Genomic DNA, 18,512 nt, shown 5'->3' with positions numbered 1-18,512 from the left:
ACAACCAGCACAGTTGCCTGCTGTCGCGCCACTGTTGCGCTTAACTCAGCGCCTGACGCACGCTGTCCGCCAGCGGCGTAGTCGGTCGGCCAAGCAAACGGCTTAACGTCTGACTGTCATCCGCCAGCCAGCCTTCCGCGGCACAGGCTTCGGCATCCGCCAGCGCCGCAGCAAATCCCTGCGGCAACCCAAACTGTTGCAGTAACGCGACATATTCAGCCTGTTCCAGATTACGGTAAGACACGGCATCCGCTGTTTGGCGGGCAATTTCAGCAGCATAACCGGCCAGCGTAAAACCCTGGTCACCGGCCAGTTCATAGGTCTGGCCAATATGGCTGTGTGGGTGCAGCAACACCTGAGCGGCGGCAGCGGCATAGTCCTGACGGCTGGCGGTGGAAAATACCCCATCCGCGGCGGCACCGACCACACTGCCAGTGTTTAACACCGCTGCGATATTGCCGGTGTAGTTTTCGCTGTACCAGCCATTGCGCAGAATCACCGCCGGCAGGCCGGATTGCTGAATCCGCTGCTCAGTAATTTTATGCTCCTGCGCCAGCAACATCGGATTGCGGTCGGCTTTCAGGATGCTGGTGTACACCAGCAACGACACCTGCGCCTGGCTGGCGGCATCAATCACCGCCTGATGCTGTTCAACCCGCTGACCCACTTCACTGGAAGAAATCAGTAACAGCTGCTGCACTCCGGCCAATGCTGCGGTTAAGGTTTGTGGCTGGTTGTAATCCGCCTGACGCACTTCAATACCCAGCGCCGTTAATGACCCGGCGTTATCCGGGTTACGTACCAGCGCGACAATATTAGCGGCATCGGTCTGCTGCAGCAGGCTGTGAATTACGAGCTGGCCTAACTGGCCGTTGGCACCTGTGATGGCAATCATAAAATGCTCCTCTCAAATATCATTATGTGGAATTCGCAGCCAGTATGGCGCACACTTTTCGTCACCATAAGACGATCAATACCGGATACGGAGTTCGGACTTTGAGTACAATAGAGTTTTCTCATCTGCGCCTGTTAGCCATCTTTGCCTGTGTTGTGGAGTGTGGCAGTTTTGCCGCCGCAGCCCGCAAACTCGGCAGCAGCCGTTCACGTATCAGCGAACAGGTGGCGCAGCTGGAGCAGGATCTCGGGGTACGGCTGCTGCAACGCTCAACGCGGCAGCTGAATATCACCAGCGAAGGCCAGCAGGTATATCAGCAGGCTCGCCAGTTGCCGGGAATTCTCAATCAGGTGGAAGCCATCGCCACACCACAGCAACCCGCCGGCCGGGTGGCTCTCACCATGAATCACGATATTGGCCATAAATACGTATTACCGGTGCTGGCGGATTTACGTCAGCGTTTTCCACAAATAGAACTGGAGCTGATACTGGATGACAGCCGGCGCGACCTGATCGGCGAACAGATCGACCTGGCCATCCGCATTGGCCTGCCAAAAGATGATTCGGTTGTCGCCCGGGTAATGCATGAAGAACAGTTTGCACTGTTTGCCAGCCCTCACTATTTAAACCGCCACGGGGTGCCTAAAACCCTGCAGCAGCTGCAACAATGTCACTGGATCGTACTGACCCAGACCAGCGTCGATAATATCCAGCGGCTGCGCCAGCACGGTAAACACATCGAGCTGAAACCCGACTCCCAATACCGCTGTAATTCGCCGCTGATGATGCAGCAGATGGTGTGTGAAGGCCTGGGAGTCGGCGCATTATTGCCAACAACCGTGCGTCAGGAAATTGCCCGTGGCGAGCTGATTCAGCTGATGCCATCGGTGGCCAGCGACACCATGATCTTTTCTCTGGTATATCCGTCACGGCGTCAGCTGCCGCAACGCACCCGGGCAGTCATTGATTACCTGCTGGCGGCCGATATGTTCAGACGCTGACCGCAGCATATATTTGAACAGTTACCGGTATTTTCATTCAGCTCGCCAGTGGATAAAAATAATCACCGCTGACCCCTGCGATAACCCCTGCTCGCCGCTGGTGTGGTTGCAGGGCTGGTATGATTATCGGGATCCGTCACGTCACTCACGCAACAATCTGTACCGGTAGGCCGGGATGATGCACAACCGCCGATATGCCATGCTGACACGGCAAAACAGATGGTGATAAATAATGGCGACTCTGACCGATATTCCTTTCTCGCTGCTGGATCTGGCCTCCGTTCCCAGCGGCAGCAACATCAGCGCAACCCTGCAACGTATGCTGCGTTACGCTCAACATGCGGATCAGCTCGGTGTTAACCGTTTCTGGCTGGCGGAACATCACAATATGGACGGTATCGCCAGCAGTGCCACCGCCGTATTAATCGGCCAGGTGGCGGCACACACTGAACGTATCCGGGTGGGTTCCGGCGGCATTATGTTGCCCAACCATGCGCCGTTAATCGTGGCAGAACAGTTCGGCACGCTGGATTGTTTATTTCCCGGCCGTATCGACCTCGGTTTGGGCCGTGCCCCCGGCACTGATCCCATTACCAGCCGGGCATTACGGCGTGATGATATGCGTGCCGAGCGCTTCCCGGAGGAAGTGGCTGAACTGCAAGCCCTGCTAGGCCCGGCAAATGCTGAAAAACGGGTGCGCGCTTACCCCGGCGCCGACAGTCAGGTGGATATCTGGTTGCTGGGCTCCAGTTTATTCAGCGCCCAGCTGGCGGCACAACGTGGTTTGCCCTACGCCTTTGCCGGCCATTTTGCACCGAAGTTAGCCCGTGAGGCTCTCGCACTCTATCAGCAAAATTTCCAGCCTTCGCCGGGCATGAAGGAGCCGTACGCTATTCTGTGCCTGCCATTAATTCTGGCCGACAGCGATGACGAAGCTCAATACCTCAGCACCAGCTCGCAACAGCGGGTGCTGTCGTTGCTGAAAGGTCAGCCGCTGTATTTGCCGCCACCGGTTGAATCGATGACTGCGATCTGCAGCCCGATGGAACAGTTACAGATCGATGCCTTTCTCGGCTTAGCCGTGACCGGTGGCCCGGCCACAGTACAATCCAAACTGGCACGGCTGATTGACAGCCTGCCCGTGCAGGAACTGATGTTTACCAACGATATTTACGATGAACAGCAGCGTTTGCATGCGTTATCCTTGCTACAACAATTAAAAAGCTGAACGCTGTCTGAATAAAAGACGCCGTAACAGTTAAAACCCGATTAATCCGGCCCATTTAAACTGCGACCCGATTCAATGTTTGATTGCTGACCTGAGGTTACCTATGGCCTGTTTACACAACAGCCTGCGTTTATTAAGTCGTGTTATCCGTTACACCGGCCTGGCGCTAGCCCTGGCCTTAGCGCCGGCCATCGTGTCGGCCAACAACGAAGGCGCTGTGGCCTGGGTATTGCCGGGTGAGGAATGGAAAACACTGGAAACCGATCACTTTGCGGTTCATTTTCTCAGCCAGCACCAGCCGCAGGCACAACGGGCGGCCACCATTGCCGAAACTCAGTGGCCGCTGCTGACCCAACGGCTGGGCTGGACGCCACAGGATAAAATCCAGATGGTGTTAACCGACGACTTTGATGCATCGAATGGCTGGGCAACCCCGGACCCGTTTAATCAGATACGGGTATTTCTCAGTCCGCCGGATGGCGGAACCACACTGGAAGCCTATGACGACTGGCTTAACCTGCTGATCACCCATGAACTGACCCATATTATTCACCTGGACATGGCTCGGGGATTTCCGGCGAGCGTCAGAAAAGTACTGGGCCGCAACCCACTGACCTTCCCACATGCTTATCAGCCCGGCTTTTTAATCGAAGGCCTGGCGGTATATACCGAAACAGATCATCAGCTGGGTCTCGGTCGTGGTCAGAGCAAAGGTTACGATATGCAGATGCGTATGGAGGTATTAAACGGCATTGATGATCTCAATCAGGTGACCATCAGCCTGCGCGACTGGCCGCTGGGTAAACATTATCTGTACGGTGCTTATTATTACCAGTTCCTGACGGAAACCTATGGTGAAGAGAAACTGCGCCAGTATATGGCGCTGTACTCACGCAATATCGTGCCGTTTGTATTTCTTAACCCGGATGTAAAAAAGGTCTACGGCAAAAGTTACCCGGCATTATGGAACGAATTTAAAGGCTGGTTAGAACAGAAATTTGAGCCCCAGATCACCGCCCTCAGCGCGCAGGACACCACCGCCTTACAAACCGTCAGTAACGAAGGTTATACCCTCGATGCCAGCGCCTCTGACGGCCGTAATTATTATTATCTGCGCCGTAACGGCGACGACCGCCAGGCCATTGTCAGAATCTCGCCCGACGGCAAACAACAAACCCTGGCTCAGCTTCAGGGAGCCACCAGTCTGGCGGTTAACCCGCGTGGTCAGCTGCTGTATACACGTTTAACCAGCCGCGCCGATGGCCGTTTCTGGTCGGATATATTCACACTCGAAAACGGCCGCGAAAAACGTCTGACTGAAGCCAGCCGCTACCGCGAGGTGCAGTGGTTAAACGCGGGGTTGAACCAGCCCCAGCGACTGATCGCCAAACGCCTGCAGGACGGTATCAGTCAGCTCGATCTGTTAAGTGAAAACGGCGAATTATTGCGCACCTTATGGCAAGGCAGCCTGGACGATGTATTAGGCGAATACACAGTGGCAGCGGATGGTAAAACTCTGGTTGCGACGGTAAAACGAAAAAATCAGGGCTGGAATCTGGAGTTATTTGATATCACCACTGGCCAGTGGCAGGCGCTGACAAACAGCAAAGCCATCGAAACCGGCCCGCAGTTTATCAACCCGCATACACTGATTTACGCCGCCGATTATGATCAGACTTATAACATTTACCAGCTCGATTTAAACAGCCGCCAGGTTACTCAGCTGAGTCATTTAATGGGCGGTGCGCTGGCCCCGCAGTGGGTTGACGGCAAGGTATTTATCCAGAATTACAACGCCCGGGGTTATCAGCACAGCCTGATAAAACCCGGCCAGCCGGTCGCACAATTCGCGCTTGATGAAACCCAGGGCCAGTACAACTATCCGGATCCGTATCAGCAACCGGTCAGCCACTCTGAGGGCCGGGATTACAGCCCCTGGCCAACCCTGAGCCCGACCCGCTGGATGCCATTATTTGGCGGAGATGATCACGCCACCCTGGCTGGCGCAGCGATTGATGGCGCCGATGCGTTGTTACGTCACAGCTATATTGCATCTTACAGCTACGATTTCGATAACGATTTAAACGCAGGCTCGCTGCAATATTTTTATGACAATAAATGGCAGTTCAGTGCCCTGCGCGAGCACAGCTATCGCGAACACGATATCAACGGCGAACAACGGCTGCAGATCCGCCGCTCGGACGTGCTGGAACTGGCCCGAATTAATCTGTTGCACGCGTTCGAAAACCGCCTGCAATTCAGTGTTGGTATTCACAGCGATCAGGAAAAAGACCTGACGGGCAACAACGATAACCCGGCCTATGTACAAATGCTGCCGGCCACAAAAGAAGGCTTATTCGGCGCCCGGCTGGACTTTTCCAATGCCGAAGCGTACCTCAACACACCAGGCTACAGCTGGGGTCACAACGCGGCGCTGATCTGGGAAACCAATAATGTTATCGACAGCGATTACGACGGCGAAGTCATCAACCTTAACTGGAGTGCCTACGCCGATCTGCCCGGTTCCAGTGTGCTGGCGTTTAACACCGCCAATGCCTATGCCTCCGGACAATCAAAACCCTTTACTCTGGGCGGCAACGACCTGCAGTTCAGCGACACCTTATTCGGGCGCGACAGCTGGGCATTACGCGGTTATGACGATGCCGTCCGTGCCGGTACCCGGCTGAACGTGAATACGCTGGAATGGCGTACCCAGCTCAGCAGCATCGAACGTAACCTGGGGGTCTTGCCGGTCGGCCTGGGGAATGTCGGGGCCAATCTGTTTATCGATCATGGCGCCGCCTGGCAGGAAGGTCAGTCAAGCGATTACCTCACGTCGGCCGGGGTGGAGCTCAGTACCGATCTGGTGGTGTTTTACGCTATGCCACTGCCGGTTCGGCTGGGGTATGCCCACGGCTTCGATCAGCACGCCGGTAAAGACGAAGTGTATCTGACGGTTGGTTATCAGTTCTGAGTGGTGGTGTTTGTCCCGGTTGCCGCCAGTTACCGGCAACCGGGGATTGTTGTTGTCACTATGATGCTGCGTTGCAATAAGCAGCGCTTGTTGCGGCCTATCAGCGTTCATACATTGAATACCGTCAACAACAATCCTGCAGGAGCCTACGAATGGCTGATGTATTAACTCCGATCACACTGGGAGATATCGAACTCCCGAACCGAATTATTATGGCACCACTGACCCGGGCGCGGGCCGAAGCCGGTCATATCCCCGGCGACATGATGGCGGAATATTACGCCCAGCGCGCCAGCGCCGGATTATTAATCGCCGAAGCCACCATGGCGATGGCCGGCCAGTCTGCGTTTATGAATGAACCCGGTATTTATTCCGCCGAACAAATCGCTGGCTGGAAAAAAGTAACTGATGCCGTGCATGCCAGAGGAGGCCGAATTGTTTTGCAATTGTGGCACGGCGGCCGCGCCTGTCACCCGGATCTGAACGATGGAGCACAGCCGGTCGCCCCCAGCGCGATTGCCATTGACGATGAAGTACACACGCCGCAAGGTAAAAAACCGTACACCGTGCCGCGAGCGTTAGACGACGCTGAAATTCCGGACATCATTGCCGGTTTTCGTCAGGCGGCTGAAAATGCCAAACAGGCCGACTTCGATGGCGTTGAAGTCCATGCAGCCAACGGCTACCTGCTGGATGCTTTTCTGCGTGATGGCAGTAACCAACGCAGCGGCCGTTACGGTGGTTCTCTGGAGAATCGGGCGCGTTTATTATTCGAAGTCATTGAAGCTGTGACAGAAGTATGGGGCAGCACACGGGTCGGAGTCAGAACCTCGCCACTGAACAGTTACAACAGCATGAAGGACAGTGATCCGGTGGCGATGACCCGCTGGTTAGGCGAGCAGTTCAATCGCTTTAAGCTGGCCTACTGGCATCTGATGCGCGCCGATTTCTTTGGCCTGCAAACCGGCGATGTGGTCACTCCGGCACGTGAAACTTATAACGGTAACCTGATCACAAATATGGGCTACAGCCGTGATGAAGCAGACAGCAGTATTGCCAGCCAGCAAACGGATGCCGTTGCCTTTGGCGTACCCTTTATTGCCAACCCGGATTTGGTTGAGCGCTTTCAGCAAAATGCAGAATTAAATGAAGCCAACCCGGATACCTTTTATACTCCGGGGCCAGAAGGCTATACCGATTACCCGGTATTAAGTCGTTAACTTCTCGCTATCGGAAACTAAAAAATGCCTGAGTATTCAGGCATTTTTTATCCGGCAGGTTACGGTTGTGCTGAGTGTAGGCATTGTCGTTGTAGCGCTCTACGAGGTAATTAATTTCCACACAATGCCCGCCTGGTAAAATCACGCTTACCGTTAAACCAGATTATGCAACGTATCTGACAGGTGATGAACGTTCTGATTGTAAGCGCAGGTTATTCACTGTTTGACGCCAAAGGTCAGCTGAACAGTTATCTGGCTTTTCTGACCGAAGAGCATCTCAGCAGCCTGAGATGCCTAACGTGAAGTGGAAAGCTGCTGTGGGCTGACAGCATTATTTATATTATGCCGATAATGTGATTACCAGTGCTTCCCGGGTTATCGGCTGCACTGAATTTCGACGTTCCAGGGGGAATAAAAAGCCAGCAGTGTGGTGGAAAATAACACCGCCTCAATTGCTGCATTGGCGATACCACCCACCACACCATTTTTCAGCCGGAATTCCACCTCGGCTGCTTGCCACGGTTTTCCCCGGCAGTCCTGATACAGATTCGCTGGCTCACTGACTTCGATCATGCCGTTTAATACCGTGTTATGCCAATGCTGGATTTTTTCCTCCTGCAGCGGCCGCTCAATATCCTGAGTAAAGGTCATTGTCGCACAGCCACTGAGCAGCAGCACGGCCAGGCTTGTGAACAGCAGTTTCATTCTTTTTCCTCACACCAGACTTTGGCCGTTCGCGGGAAATAAATTCCGATCGTCACCGTTTGCAGCAACCAGTCTGATAACGTGCTGACCGACTGCATTTGCATCACCCGGCGTTTACCACAGATCTCGCTGGTATTAATGGTGTAATCATTTTTTAGTCCCCACCAATAATAATCTTTACTGCTCTGGTAGGTTGCCCGGGAAGTATCTTTTTCACCGCCGTAGGGGCGAATTGTAACGCTGGAGCAGGCCGTCACACAGATCAGCAACGCAGTCCCCGCCGTAAGCCTGATTATTGTTTTAGCCATAAACCTCTACCTGCTGACTGAGAACGGAAATTCAATCCGGAAGCAGGCTCCTCCAAGTGGTGATTGTTCAATCATTAATTCTGCCCGATAGACATCGGTTATTTCTTTTACTAATGCCAGGCCCAGCCCCTGGCCTGCTTCCACCGTATCCAGCCGCTGACCGCGTTGTAATACCGTGTCTATTTTTTCTGCCGGAATTCCCGGACCATCATCACAAACGTTCAGAATAAATCCGCCGCTATCATTGTACGCTGCAATTTCAACCGTGCTGCGGCCGTATTTGCAGGCGTTATCAATCAGGTTCCCGATTACTTCCAGCAGATCATTTTCATCACCGCGAAATTCGGTACTGTCATCCACATCCAGATGAATCTGCATGGCCTTATGGGCATACACTTTATCCATCGCGGAACACACCGACTGCAATAATGGCAACACAGGTAAACGCTGAATACTCACCTGCGATGACTGACTGGCCGAACGTTTCAGCTGATAAGCAATGGTCGACGCCATTTTATCCAGCTGGTAACTCAGTTCATTCAGCTCTGCGGTATTCTGTTGCTGCTGCCCGGCACGCACAATACCCGTCATCACCGCCAGCGGGGTTTTCAGGCTGTGAGATAAGTCAGCCATGGTATTACGATAACGCTCACGCTGACTGCGCTCTGAAAGCAACAAATGGTTCAGGTTTGACGTCAGCGGCTGCAATTCTCTGGGATAGTCACCATCCAGCTCAGCCTGTTCACCGTGCTGGACTTTGCCTAACTCATTACTGACCTGGCGTAACGGCCTTAACCCCCAGCGCAGTATCAGATATTGCACCAATAAGATAAATACTGCCAGACCAACTAACAACCCTATCAACGTCTTACGGTATTCAGCAACCTGTTGCTGCACCCCGGCGAGACTATCCATCAACAACACATTAAATACCGGCCCGGGTTTACCAGCCTGGGACCAGCTGACACCAAAACGTGCCAATAAAAATAAATCATCGCCGCGTTGTACGGTGGAATATAACCACTCCCCCTGTCTGGCCCAGCTGATATCCGATACCGGTAACTGACGCGCCGACAACGACGACCAGTGCACATTAAACTGCTGGTCAATCACCTGCGCATATAAGCCGGAGCCCGGCTGATTAAACCGCCGCTCCTGCATAAAAACCGGCAGATATAACTGGTTATGCTGAAACTCAGCCAGCGATAAAATCGAATAACTGTGCAACTTCAGATGCTGCTGCATTCCCCGTAACTGCGACGCGTAAAACGACCGCTCCAGCAGCAGTCCCAGACCACTGGTGAGCAGCAATAATGCCAGCGTCGAAAACGTCATCAGTCGCCCGATCAGGGAATTCAGCATCCGCTCAGTTATCCCTGCTTCTGAAACTGATAACCCCGTCCACGCAGGGTAACAATAGGAGCAAACTCCTGGCACACCGCCAGTTTTTTACGCAACCGGCCAATCAGCACTTCGATCACATTACTGTCGCGTTCAAAATCCTGATCGTAGAGGTAATCGGTTAATACCGTTTTCGAAATCACCTCTCCCTGACGACGTAACATGTATTCCAGAATCTTATATTCAAACGCCGTCAGATCCATTTCATTACCGTCCAGCGTCACCCGCTGGGTATTCAGTTCCAGCGCCAGCGGCCCGGCCTGCAGCACATTGCTATTACCGGTAGCACGGCGCAATAACGCCCGGCAGCGGGCGGCCAGCTCCTCAATATGAAACGGTTTTTCCATATAATCATCGGCACCGGCATCCAGCCCTTCGACCCGGGATTTCCAGCCGTCCCGGGCGGTCAGAATTAATACCGGAAAACAACAGCCGTCTGTACGTAAACGTTTAATCAGCTCAATGCCGTCAATCCGTGGCAACCCCAGATCAATCACAGCCAGGTCAAACGGATATTCACTGGCATGAAAATAGCCCTCCATCCCATCAGCGGCCTGCTGACAACTGAAACCCAGCTGTTCCAGCTGCTGAGCAATCTGCTGCCGCAGCTGCTGGTCATCTTCAACGATCAGAATTTTCATCAGAGCTATCCTCAGGCATGGCTTCCAGCGGTGGAAGCTGTTCCAGTAAGGTGCCGTCGCGGGCATCCATATAAAAAGTTGAAATTGTGCCGCTGTCCGATAGCAGCTTGATACTGTAGGCGTTGGGCTGGGTTGCTAATAAACGGATTTGTAATACATCGCCGGAAAATAACAACAATAACAGCCGGGCAGCTTCTTGCGGGGCTATCAGTTCAGCAGGAATCTGACCGGGCACAGGCACATCATCCAGCACCGGCTGCGGTTGCACCGGGGTGTGAATACGCCGCTCCATCCAGCGGGTCACCGGATTCACGGTTTCTTCCAGCCATTCGGTTGAGGGATTAATTTTTTCCTCGACCCAGCTGTTGTTGTCCTCTGCCTGGCAACATACACTGGCCAGCAGCACCAGCCCGAACACGCCAGGGCAGCGACACAGTGCTAATACAGAAAACAGTTGATTAATCCGGTACCACACAAGTATTTGCTCAAAACCAAGATGCACTTATGGTAACCGATTTAAATGAACCCCGACTGAAATTACCATTCAGACTTGGTTCAGGCAGGGCCATTACACTGGCCCGGGTTTTATGGAAAAACCGCTCCAATCACAGGCTCAGTGAGGTTTAACAATGGCATATTACGAAAATCTACTGGAAGTTCAGCAGTACACCCGCCAGCAACTCAGAAACAACCTGAAGCAAAACGCTAAGTTAAACTCAGCGGTTCAGGTAACAGCGTCACCTCAATCCAACAGCCAATCGAGCCGTGTGGTTAGCAATCAGTGATCAGTCTCTGGTAACTCAGGGCAACTGCAGCCCGGCCTGCCAGGGCAGGCTGAAACCATTCAGATCCGCATCCAGCCGGAATAACGGTTGACCGCTGAGGCGGTACTTGCGCTCAAACGGCGTCATGTCCCGGCCATCAAAGTTCAGTGGTGAATATTCTGCCTGCAGACCCGCCACCGCCAGCGCCTGCTGAAATTCCTGCAAATACAACGGAAAATTAGAGCGCAGTTGCAACTGTCCCCCCAACATCAGCAAATACGGAAACACCGCCGCGCCGTGCCAGCGACGCTTGATATGAGTCGCCTTCGGCCAGGGGTTCGGGTACAGAATATAATGGTAAGCCGGACGCCAGCCATCGGCGACCGCTAAGCGCCAGAAGTCGTTTAAGTCGACCCGTGCTAACAGATAATTATCGGCCTCACGACGATAACTGTCGTGTTTATCAATGCGGCAACCGGATTTATCCAGCCCGACAACAAAGCCATCCGGATGACGTTCCGCCAGATTCACTGTGCTTTCTCCGACACCACAGCAGGAATCGAGAATCAGTGGCCGGCCATCAGCCTGCCATGCCGCTTTTACCCGGTAAAAGGCCTCCAGTGTGGCATCGTGATAAGGCTTACGGAACGGGCCCGCCAGGTGTTTGGCCACAATTGCCTCAAGCCGCTCATGCAAACCTTGCTGATTGGTTTCTACGGTTCGGGAATCGGTACGGGCGTTATTGGGCGATGACATGTCAGACATAACACTCGGTTGCAGAATTCAGATATGAAAAAACCGCCAACAGGCGGCTTTTTAATGTCGGAAGGAACGTCACTAAGATCGTTCCTTGCTGTTACAGCTCAAAGCTGTGGCGCAGAACAATCGTCTCGACCCGGTCCGGGCCGGTAGAAATGATATCAATCGGAGCACCAATGGCCTGTTCAACAAAACGAATGTAAGCGCGGGCATTTTCCGGCAGATCATCAATGCTCTTCGCACCGAAGGTTGATTCAGTCCAGCCCGGCAGCTCTTTATAAACCGGTGTTACTTTCTCAAACTGGTCAGCCGAAGCAGGCACTTTCAGAGCATTGCCATTTTCATCTTCGTAACCCACACACACCTTAATGGTTTCCAGGCCGTCCAGCACGTCCAGCTTGGTCAGACAAATGGTGTTGATCGAGTTAACCCGGATAGCATGTTTCACCAGCATGGCATCAAACCAGCCACAACGACGGTCACGGCCAGTCGTGGTGCCTTTTTCTTTACCCACATCAGCCAGGTGTTTACCAACCTCGTCAAACAGCTCGGTCGGGAACGGGCCAGAACCCACACGGGTGGTGTACGCTTTGGTAATCCCCAGAATCTGATCCAGATACAACGGACCCACACCGGAACCCGTTGCCACACCACCGGCGGTGGTGTTCGACGATGTTACGTATGGGTATGTTCCGTGATCGATATCCAGCAAAGTGCCCTGCGCACCTTCAAACATAATATCGCCACCGTTTTCGCGCACGGTGTGTACCAGGTCGACGGCGTCGACCACGATATCTTTGATCGCCGCAGCCCACTCGTTACAAGCGGCCAGGGTTTCCTGGTAGTCGACTTCATCGACACCATAATAATTTTTCAGTGAGAAGTTATGGTATTCCATCACTTCTTTCAGTTTGTCGGCAAACTCCGGCTGGTACATATCGTCAACACGCAGACCACGACGGGAAACCTTATCTTCATACGCCGGGCCAATACCACGACCGGTGGTACCGATTTTGGCATTACCGCGTTTGATTTCACGTGCCTGATCCAGTGCCACGTGATACGGCAGAATCAGCGGACAGGCATGGGAAATGCGCAGACGCTCTTTTACCGGTACTCCACGGTCCTCCAGAGCGCGCATTTCTTTCAGCAGCGCATCCGGAGCCAGTACCACACCGTTACCAATCACACACTGCACACCATCACGCAGAATGCCGGAAGGAATCAGGTGCAGGGCGGTTTTTTCACCGTCAATCACCAGTGTATGACCAGCATTGTGGCCACCCTGAAACCGTACAACCGCGGCGGCTTTTTCCGTCAGCAGGTCAACAATTTTACCTTTACCTTCGTCACCCCACTGGGTGCCCAGAACAACAACGCTTTTGCCCATCTCGGTATCAATCACTCTATGCGGGTCAGTTCAGAACCAACCATTAAGCTTCGACCAGTTGCCACTGGCCATCCAGGAGTTGCAGAGTCTGATCCGCCGGGATCGTTTCTGCGTTCAGTTGCACCAGCACACGGTAGCCCTGCTCCCGTAATTGCTGAACTTTGGCCCACAACTGCGGGTCATCATTACCCGGGGCTACAACCGTTTGTTTTGTATCGGCAGCGACCGAACCAAAGCGCGACAGCACTTTCAGATCGGCACTGAAGCCGGTTGCCGGGCGGGCTCGGCCAAAGACCGCACCGGTTTCATCGTAACGACCGCCCTGGGCAATGGCATCACCATAACCCGGAACATAGGCCGCAAACACCAGACCTGTATGGTAGTCGTAACCACGCAGCTCGGTTAAATCAAAATAGAATGGCGTACGCGGGAAACGCATTGCCAGCTGATCGGTAACCTGCTGAATATGCTGCAGTTCGGCCGAGGTTTCCGGAACCAGCTGCGCCAGACGAGCAATGGATTCGTCCAGCAGCTTGCGGTCGCCCTGCAACCGGGTCAGCAGTTTAAAGGCTTCACACAGGCTGGGATCGTTCAGTTCACGATCAGCCCAGGCATCCAGATCGGAGGCACATTTGAGCTTCAGCAGGGCAAATAATTCCGCCTGTTGTTCGGCACTGATGCCGGCTTTATCAGCCAGTGCACGGAACACACCGACGTGTCCCAGATCCAGATGAATCTGTTTAATACCGGCTTTGTTGATCATCGCCACCATCAGGCTGATGATTTCCACATCGGCTGCCACACCGGCTTCACCGTACAACTCCGCGCCAATCTGAGTCGGAGTGCGGCTGGCCAGCAACGATGGCGCTTTGGCATGAAACACCGTACGGCAATACGCCAGCCGGCTGACGCCTTCCGGCGCTAGGCTGTGTGCATCAATACGTGCAACCTGCGGCGTGGTATCGGCACTCAGGCCCATCATCCGGCCAGACAGCTGGTCGGTTACTTTAAAGGTGCGCAGGTCGAGATCTTTACCGGTGCCGGTTAACAGCGAATCCAGATACTCCAGTGCCGGCGGGATCACCATGTCGTAACCCCAATGATCGAGCAAATCGAGCAGGTGCCGACGTAATACCTCGATTTGCCGCGCCTCTGGCGGCAGCACTTCTTCAATACCATCCGGCAACAGCCAACGGTCAGCGCGCATCATGATTCTGCCTTATCAGTTGATCAGATAGAGAAGCCCCAGCCCCAGCAACATGCTGAACAGGCCAGTCATTCGCATCGTGTGGTCATCCACCTGAGACAGCTGTTGTACCAGCTGACGCCAGCGGGCGGGGTACAGAAACGGTAACGCCCCCTCAAGGATAAACACCAGGCAAACAGCGATTGCAATTTCTCGCCAGAAGTCCGCCTGCATGGCTGTTGACCCTTTAAAACCGCACAAAAAAACCGGGCGTATGGCCCGGTTGCAGGATTCTATCAAAGCCATCCGGTAATGAACATGATTTACTCAGAATTCATTTGATTCTCTGACGATTAAGTCAATGAGTAAGAATACCAGTACTGGATATAACCCCGGGTTCTAGCTGGCCATAAAAAAGCCGGAATAGTTTGCACTATCCCGGCTCGGTAACCCGCTTAAGGTTTATTTACCCTGTGCGTCTTTCATATAACGGAAGAAGTCGCTGTCAGGCTTCAGCATAATGACGTCGTTTGGTTTAAACGTTTCCTCATACGCCTTCAGGCTACGGGTAAAGGCATAAAACTCAGGGTCTTTATTGTATGCCTTAGCATAAATACGGGCAGCTTCTGCATCGCCCTCACCTTTGGTGCGTTCGGCATCACGGTAGGCTTCTGCTTCGATCACGGTCTTTTTACGATCCGCTTCCGCTTCGGTACCTTCCGCGACCTCACGGCCCTGAGAACGGTGCTCGCGAGCTTCCCTCTCACGCTCCGCCGACATCCGGTTATACACAGACATACTCAGATCTTCCGGCAGATCCACCGCTTTAACCCGCACATCGAGCACCTCGATACCCAGATCTTCCTGAGTTTCCAGATTCAGTGCTGCAGTCAGCTTGGTCATCAGCTCATCACGCTCCCCGGACACCACTTCGTGTAACGACCGGGCGGCAATTTCATCACGCAGGCCTTTGTTCACCAGATTGGCTAACAGATTAGACGCCTGGAAACGATCACCAGAAGTCGCCTTATAGAAGGCCCGTACATTTTTAATGCGCCACTTAGCAAACGAATCCACGATGACGTATTTTTTACCGGCAGTCAGAAAACGTGACGGGTTGGTATCCAGCGTCAGGATACGGGCATCAAAGCGTTTCACCGTTTGTACCAGCGGGCTCTTCCAGTGCAGGCCCGGGGCAATATCGGCATCCACCACTTCACCAAACTGCAGCTTAATGGCACGTTCGGTTTCGTTCACCACGTACAGGCCCTGGCTGGCGACCAGCAAGCCCAGACCAATAACGATGACAGCTAACATAGCTTTAGGAGACATTAGCGGCCCTCCCCACGACGAGATGAATTGGAAGTATTCTGACGGGCACGAACCTCATTCAGCACCCGATCAGTCAGACGCGCGATATCGTTATCCGAGATACCGCCGGATGTCGCCGCTTGTGTCGGCATATTCTTAATAATCTGATCCAGTGGCAGATACATCATGTTGTTACCACCATCGACATCGACCATGACTTTGCTGGCTTTATTGTAAACCTCAGTGATGGTCTCAATATACAAACGCTCCCGGGTAACTTCAGGCGCTTTACGATATTCGTTGTACAGGTTCTCAAAACGTGCGGCTTCACCTTCGGCGCGGGCGATAATACGCTCTTTATAGGCACGCGCTTCTTCCAGCTGACGCTGGGCCCGACCCCGGGCTTCCGGCACGATCGAGTTGGCATAAGAATCCGCTTCGTTAATAAAACGCTCCTTATCCTGCTTGGCCTTCTGCACGTCATCAAATGCTGCTTTCACCTGAGCCGGCGGGCGCGCATCCTTAATGTTGACGTTGGTCAGCTCCATACCGGTGGAATAACGATCCAGATAATCCTGCAGACGCAGTTTTACTTTTTCCGCCAGTTCCGCACGACCAACCGTCAGAATCGGGTCCATCGCGGTAGAGCCCACTTCATGACGCAGCGCACTTTCGGCAGCAGACAACATAGTACGTTCCGGTGACTCCACCCGCAGCGCAAAGGCAATCGGATCCAGTACCCGGTATTGGGTGTTCAGTTCAACTTCAACGATGTTTTCGTCTTCAGTTAACATCCGCTCTTTGATTTCGGCTTCACGGACTTTGGTGGTGTTAACCGGAATCACCTGATCAATCAGCGGGATTTTAAAGCGCAGACCCGGCTGCTCGGTTTTCAGGTATTCGCCTAAACGCAGTACCACACCCCGTTCCTGTTCATCCAGGGTATAAACAGAGTTAAATACCAGCATCACCACAACAATAACGGCAGCGATACCAAACATGCCGCCGGCGCCGTTGCCCTGCTTATTATTGCGGTTATTACCACCACCATTACCACCAAATAAGCCGTTCAGCTTTTTCAGCAGTTGTTGTAATGCTTCATCCAGATCCGGTGGCTGATTACCACCGCGATTGTTGTTACCTCGGTCATTATTACCGCGGTTGTTGTTACCCCAGGGATCTTTGGGGCCATTGCCGCCGGGCTCATTCCAGGCCATAGGTCTCTCCAGTCAGGCAGACGATTCAGGGAGCGCTCTCCAGCGCCCGCCCATAATAAACAATTTAGCCAGGATAGACATGCCTGTTAACTTCAAGGAATGTCAATCCCGGCGGGGTATAAGCGTGGTTTGCTGCCGGCGCTTAATCCAGCCAGGGGTCTTTGGGTTGCGCCAGAAAACGGCTTTCGGCAATGCCGGCACGCGCCAGTGCGCGGCAAAAGTCCTGGCGCTGCAGCCGCACGTGTAACAACATATCGCCGTTATCAGCATATTCCTCACCACGAATGGCGCCCGCGTCATACAGAATAGCGCGCAGCTTGGCTTCTGCTGGTTGCAGACGAATATCCTCATCGAACAGCTCGTCACCCAGCAACTCCCCCATCGCCTGGTTCAGCAGCTCAAAACCGTCGCGTTCACGGGCCGATAACCATACCGCCTGAGGATTACCCTGTTCATCGCGATCAATCCGGGCTTCACCGTGTTCAAGCAAGTCTATTTTGTTGTACACCCGCAACTGCGGCACGTCACTGGCATCGATTTCATCCAGTACCAGCTCAACCTGTTCGATATTGGAATCGCGCTCGTCAGCCGCACAGTCAATCACATGGATCAATAAATCGGCGTCTGCAGCTTCCTGTAAGGTTGCCTGAAACGCTTCCACCAGCTTGTGCGGTAAATGGCGGATAAAACCAACGGTATCGGCCAGCACCACCTCACCGATGTCATCCACCTGATAACGCCGCAGGGTCGGGTCCAGTGTTGCGAATAGCTGGTCAGCGGCATACACCTCGGAGGTGGTTAAGGCGTTGAATAAAGTCGATTTGCCCGCGTTGGTATAACCCACAATCGCAACCGTTGGCACGGCGGAACGCTGACGCGCCCGGCGCCCCTGATTACGCTGAGCGCGGACTTTTTCCAGCCGTTTATGAATCTGATTCACCCGCGCCCGCACCAATCGGCGGTCGGTTTCCAGCTGTGATTCACCAGCACCACGGGAACCAATCCCGCCCTGCTGACGCTCCAGGTGTGTCCAGCCACGAATCAGCCGGGTCGACTGATGCTGTAACTGCGCCAGCTCAACCTGCAGCTTACCTTCGTGGGTGCGCGCCCGCTGGGCGAAAATATCGAGAATCAGACCGGTTCGGTCAAGCACGCGGCATTCCAGCGCCTTTTCCAGGTTACGTTCCTGACTGGGCGACAAAGCGTGATTAAACATCACCAGCTGGCAATCATGCAGCTGCAGCAGCTCACGGATTTCTTCGACCTTACCCAGGCCAATAAAATGTTTCGGGTCCGGCGTGGTGCGTTTAGCGGTCACCAGATCCAGCGGATCGGCACCGGCAGAAATCACAAGCTCACGGAATTCGTTCAGATCCTCGCGATTCACACCTTCAGGAAAGTCGATGTGAACCAGTATGGCGGTTTCGCTACCCTGCGTTTGTTCAGCATTCGTAGTGGGCCGTTCAAAGAACAAAGTCAGCGCTTCCTCTGGTTAAAACAGGCCCGAGACTC

17 protein-coding genes are annotated in these 18,512 nt (G+C 53.6%); 4 read left to right on the top strand and 13 right to left on the bottom strand.

The features are described 5' to 3' along the window. Positions 1-40: 40 nt before the first annotated feature. The gene (locus ACFOMG_RS10345) at positions 41-895 is read right to left on the bottom strand and encodes an SDR family oxidoreductase (RefSeq protein ID WP_376866469.1); all 855 of its coding nucleotides are present in this window, start codon (positions 893-895) and stop codon (positions 41-43) included. A gap of 101 nt (positions 896-996) precedes the next feature. On the opposite strand from ACFOMG_RS10345, the gene ACFOMG_RS10340 reads away from it, so the two are divergent. The 4 genes from ACFOMG_RS10340 (at position 997) to ACFOMG_RS10325 (ending at position 7,318) form a co-directional block, all read left to right on the top strand. Beyond that, on the top strand, positions 997-1,896 hold the full coding sequence (locus tag ACFOMG_RS10340; RefSeq protein WP_376866468.1) for a LysR family transcriptional regulator: 900 nt from the start codon (positions 997-999) through the stop codon (positions 1,894-1,896). Positions 1,897-2,128: 232 nt separating this feature from the next. Then, complete coding sequence (locus tag ACFOMG_RS10335; protein WP_376866467.1) at positions 2,129-3,124, top strand: LLM class flavin-dependent oxidoreductase; 996 nt, start codon at positions 2,129-2,131, stop codon at positions 3,122-3,124. A gap of 103 nt (positions 3,125-3,227) precedes the next feature. Further along, positions 3,228-6,098 carry a hypothetical protein gene (locus ACFOMG_RS10330; RefSeq protein ID WP_376866466.1) on the top strand — a complete coding sequence of 957 codons (2,871 nt, stop codon included), beginning with the start codon at positions 3,228-3,230 and terminating at the stop codon, positions 6,096-6,098. A 152-nt stretch (positions 6,099-6,250) separates the two neighbouring features. Beyond that, positions 6,251-7,318 (top strand): alkene reductase, encoded by a 1,068-nt coding sequence (locus ACFOMG_RS10325; RefSeq protein ID WP_376866464.1) that lies wholly within the window; start codon positions 6,251-6,253, stop codon positions 7,316-7,318. Between the two features lie 375 nt (positions 7,319-7,693). Here ACFOMG_RS10325 and ACFOMG_RS10320 read toward each other — a convergent pair whose 3' ends face one another. The 12 genes from ACFOMG_RS10320 to hflX form a co-directional block, all read right to left on the bottom strand. After that, entirely contained in the window at positions 7,694-8,023 is a 330-nt protein-coding gene (locus tag ACFOMG_RS10320) for a hypothetical protein (RefSeq protein ID WP_376866463.1), read from the bottom strand. Next, positions 8,020-8,331, bottom strand: a complete 312-nt coding sequence (locus ACFOMG_RS10315; RefSeq protein WP_376866462.1) for a Bor family protein — start codon at positions 8,329-8,331, stop codon at positions 8,020-8,022. Before ACFOMG_RS10315 ends, ACFOMG_RS10320 begins: the two co-directional genes overlap by 4 nt. Positions 8,332-8,337: 6 nt before the next feature. Next, a complete protein-coding gene (locus ACFOMG_RS10310) occupies positions 8,338-9,693 on the bottom strand; it encodes an ATP-binding protein (RefSeq protein WP_376866460.1) in 1,356 nt (451 codons plus the stop codon). Positions 9,694-9,701: 8 nt separating this feature from the next. Next, a complete protein-coding gene (locus ACFOMG_RS10305) occupies positions 9,702-10,373 on the bottom strand; it encodes a response regulator transcription factor (RefSeq protein ID WP_376866459.1) in 672 nt (223 codons plus the stop codon). Next, a complete protein-coding gene (locus tag ACFOMG_RS10300) occupies positions 10,354-10,848 on the bottom strand; it encodes a hypothetical protein (protein ID WP_376866458.1) in 495 nt (164 codons plus the stop codon). The genes ACFOMG_RS10305 and ACFOMG_RS10300 overlap by 20 nt, the downstream gene beginning before the upstream one ends. 325 nt (positions 10,849-11,173) lie before the next feature. Next, positions 11,174-11,902 (bottom strand): tRNA (guanine(46)-N(7))-methyltransferase TrmB, encoded by a 729-nt coding sequence (trmB, locus tag ACFOMG_RS10295; RefSeq protein WP_376866457.1) that lies wholly within the window; start codon positions 11,900-11,902, stop codon positions 11,174-11,176. 91 nt (positions 11,903-11,993) lie between these two features. Then, positions 11,994-13,286: an adenylosuccinate synthase gene (locus ACFOMG_RS10290; RefSeq protein ID WP_376866456.1), complete on the bottom strand. Its 1,293-nt coding sequence runs from the start codon at positions 13,284-13,286 to the stop codon at positions 11,994-11,996. Positions 13,287-13,329: 43 nt separating this feature from the next. Beyond that, positions 13,330-14,496 carry an ATP phosphoribosyltransferase regulatory subunit gene (locus ACFOMG_RS10285; RefSeq protein WP_376866455.1) on the bottom strand — a complete coding sequence of 389 codons (1,167 nt, stop codon included), beginning with the start codon at positions 14,494-14,496 and terminating at the stop codon, positions 13,330-13,332. Between the two features lie 12 nt (positions 14,497-14,508). Then, positions 14,509-14,706 (bottom strand): DUF2065 domain-containing protein, encoded by a 198-nt coding sequence (locus ACFOMG_RS10280; RefSeq protein ID WP_376866454.1) that lies wholly within the window; start codon positions 14,704-14,706, stop codon positions 14,509-14,511. Positions 14,707-14,934: 228 nt separating this feature from the next. Then, positions 14,935-15,804, bottom strand: a complete 870-nt coding sequence (gene hflC / locus ACFOMG_RS10275; RefSeq protein WP_376866453.1) for a protease modulator HflC — start codon at positions 15,802-15,804, stop codon at positions 14,935-14,937. Then, positions 15,804-17,000 carry an FtsH protease activity modulator HflK gene (gene hflK / locus ACFOMG_RS10270; protein WP_376866452.1) on the bottom strand — a complete coding sequence of 399 codons (1,197 nt, stop codon included), beginning with the start codon at positions 16,998-17,000 and terminating at the stop codon, positions 15,804-15,806. Before hflK ends, hflC begins: the two co-directional genes overlap by 1 nt. 142 nt (positions 17,001-17,142) lie before the next feature. Further along, complete coding sequence (gene hflX / locus ACFOMG_RS10265; protein WP_376866450.1) at positions 17,143-18,474, bottom strand: ribosome rescue GTPase HflX; 1,332 nt, start codon at positions 18,472-18,474, stop codon at positions 17,143-17,145. Between the last annotated feature and the right edge of the window lie 38 nt (positions 18,475-18,512).

The organism is Bacterioplanoides pacificum (assembly GCF_042648445.1).
In the GTDB taxonomy this organism is placed as follows: domain Bacteria; phylum Pseudomonadota; class Gammaproteobacteria; order Pseudomonadales; family Oceanobacteraceae; genus Bacterioplanoides; species Bacterioplanoides pacificum.
This window is presented reverse-complemented; position numbering and strand designations above follow the sequence as displayed.

Excerpts from the sequence above, each read along its gene's own strand:
- hflC (WP_376866453.1), bottom strand. The coding sequence starts at position 15,804 with ATGTCTCCTAAAGCTATGTTAGCTGTCATCGTTATTGGTCTGGGCTTG.
- ACFOMG_RS10335 (WP_376866467.1), top strand. The coding sequence starts at position 2,129 with ATGGCGACTCTGACCGATATTCCTTTCTCGCTGCTGGATCTGGCCTCC.
- ACFOMG_RS10315 (WP_376866462.1), bottom strand. The coding sequence starts at position 8,331 with ATGGCTAAAACAATAATCAGGCTTACGGCGGGGACTGCGTTGCTGATC.
- ACFOMG_RS10330 (WP_376866466.1), top strand. The coding sequence starts at position 3,228 with ATGGCCTGTTTACACAACAGCCTGCGTTTATTAAGTCGTGTTATCCGT.
- ACFOMG_RS10280 (WP_376866454.1), bottom strand. The coding sequence starts at position 14,706 with ATGCAGGCGGACTTCTGGCGAGAAATTGCAATCGCTGTTTGCCTGGTG.
- ACFOMG_RS10290 (WP_376866456.1), bottom strand. The coding sequence starts at position 13,286 with ATGGGCAAAAGCGTTGTTGTTCTGGGCACCCAGTGGGGTGACGAAGGT.
- ACFOMG_RS10320 (WP_376866463.1), bottom strand. The coding sequence starts at position 8,023 with ATGAAACTGCTGTTCACAAGCCTGGCCGTGCTGCTGCTCAGTGGCTGT.
- ACFOMG_RS10285 (WP_376866455.1), bottom strand. The coding sequence starts at position 14,496 with ATGATGCGCGCTGACCGTTGGCTGTTGCCGGATGGTATTGAAGAAGTG.
- trmB (WP_376866457.1), bottom strand. The coding sequence starts at position 11,902 with ATGTCTGACATGTCATCGCCCAATAACGCCCGTACCGATTCCCGAACC.
- hflK (WP_376866452.1), bottom strand. The coding sequence starts at position 17,000 with ATGGCCTGGAATGAGCCCGGCGGCAATGGCCCCAAAGATCCCTGGGGT.
- ACFOMG_RS10310 (WP_376866460.1), bottom strand. The coding sequence starts at position 9,693 with ATGCTGAATTCCCTGATCGGGCGACTGATGACGTTTTCGACGCTGGCA.
- ACFOMG_RS10305 (WP_376866459.1), bottom strand. The coding sequence starts at position 10,373 with ATGAAAATTCTGATCGTTGAAGATGACCAGCAGCTGCGGCAGCAGATT.
- ACFOMG_RS10345 (WP_376866469.1), bottom strand. The coding sequence starts at position 895 with ATGATTGCCATCACAGGTGCCAACGGCCAGTTAGGCCAGCTCGTAATT.
- ACFOMG_RS10325 (WP_376866464.1), top strand. The coding sequence starts at position 6,251 with ATGGCTGATGTATTAACTCCGATCACACTGGGAGATATCGAACTCCCG.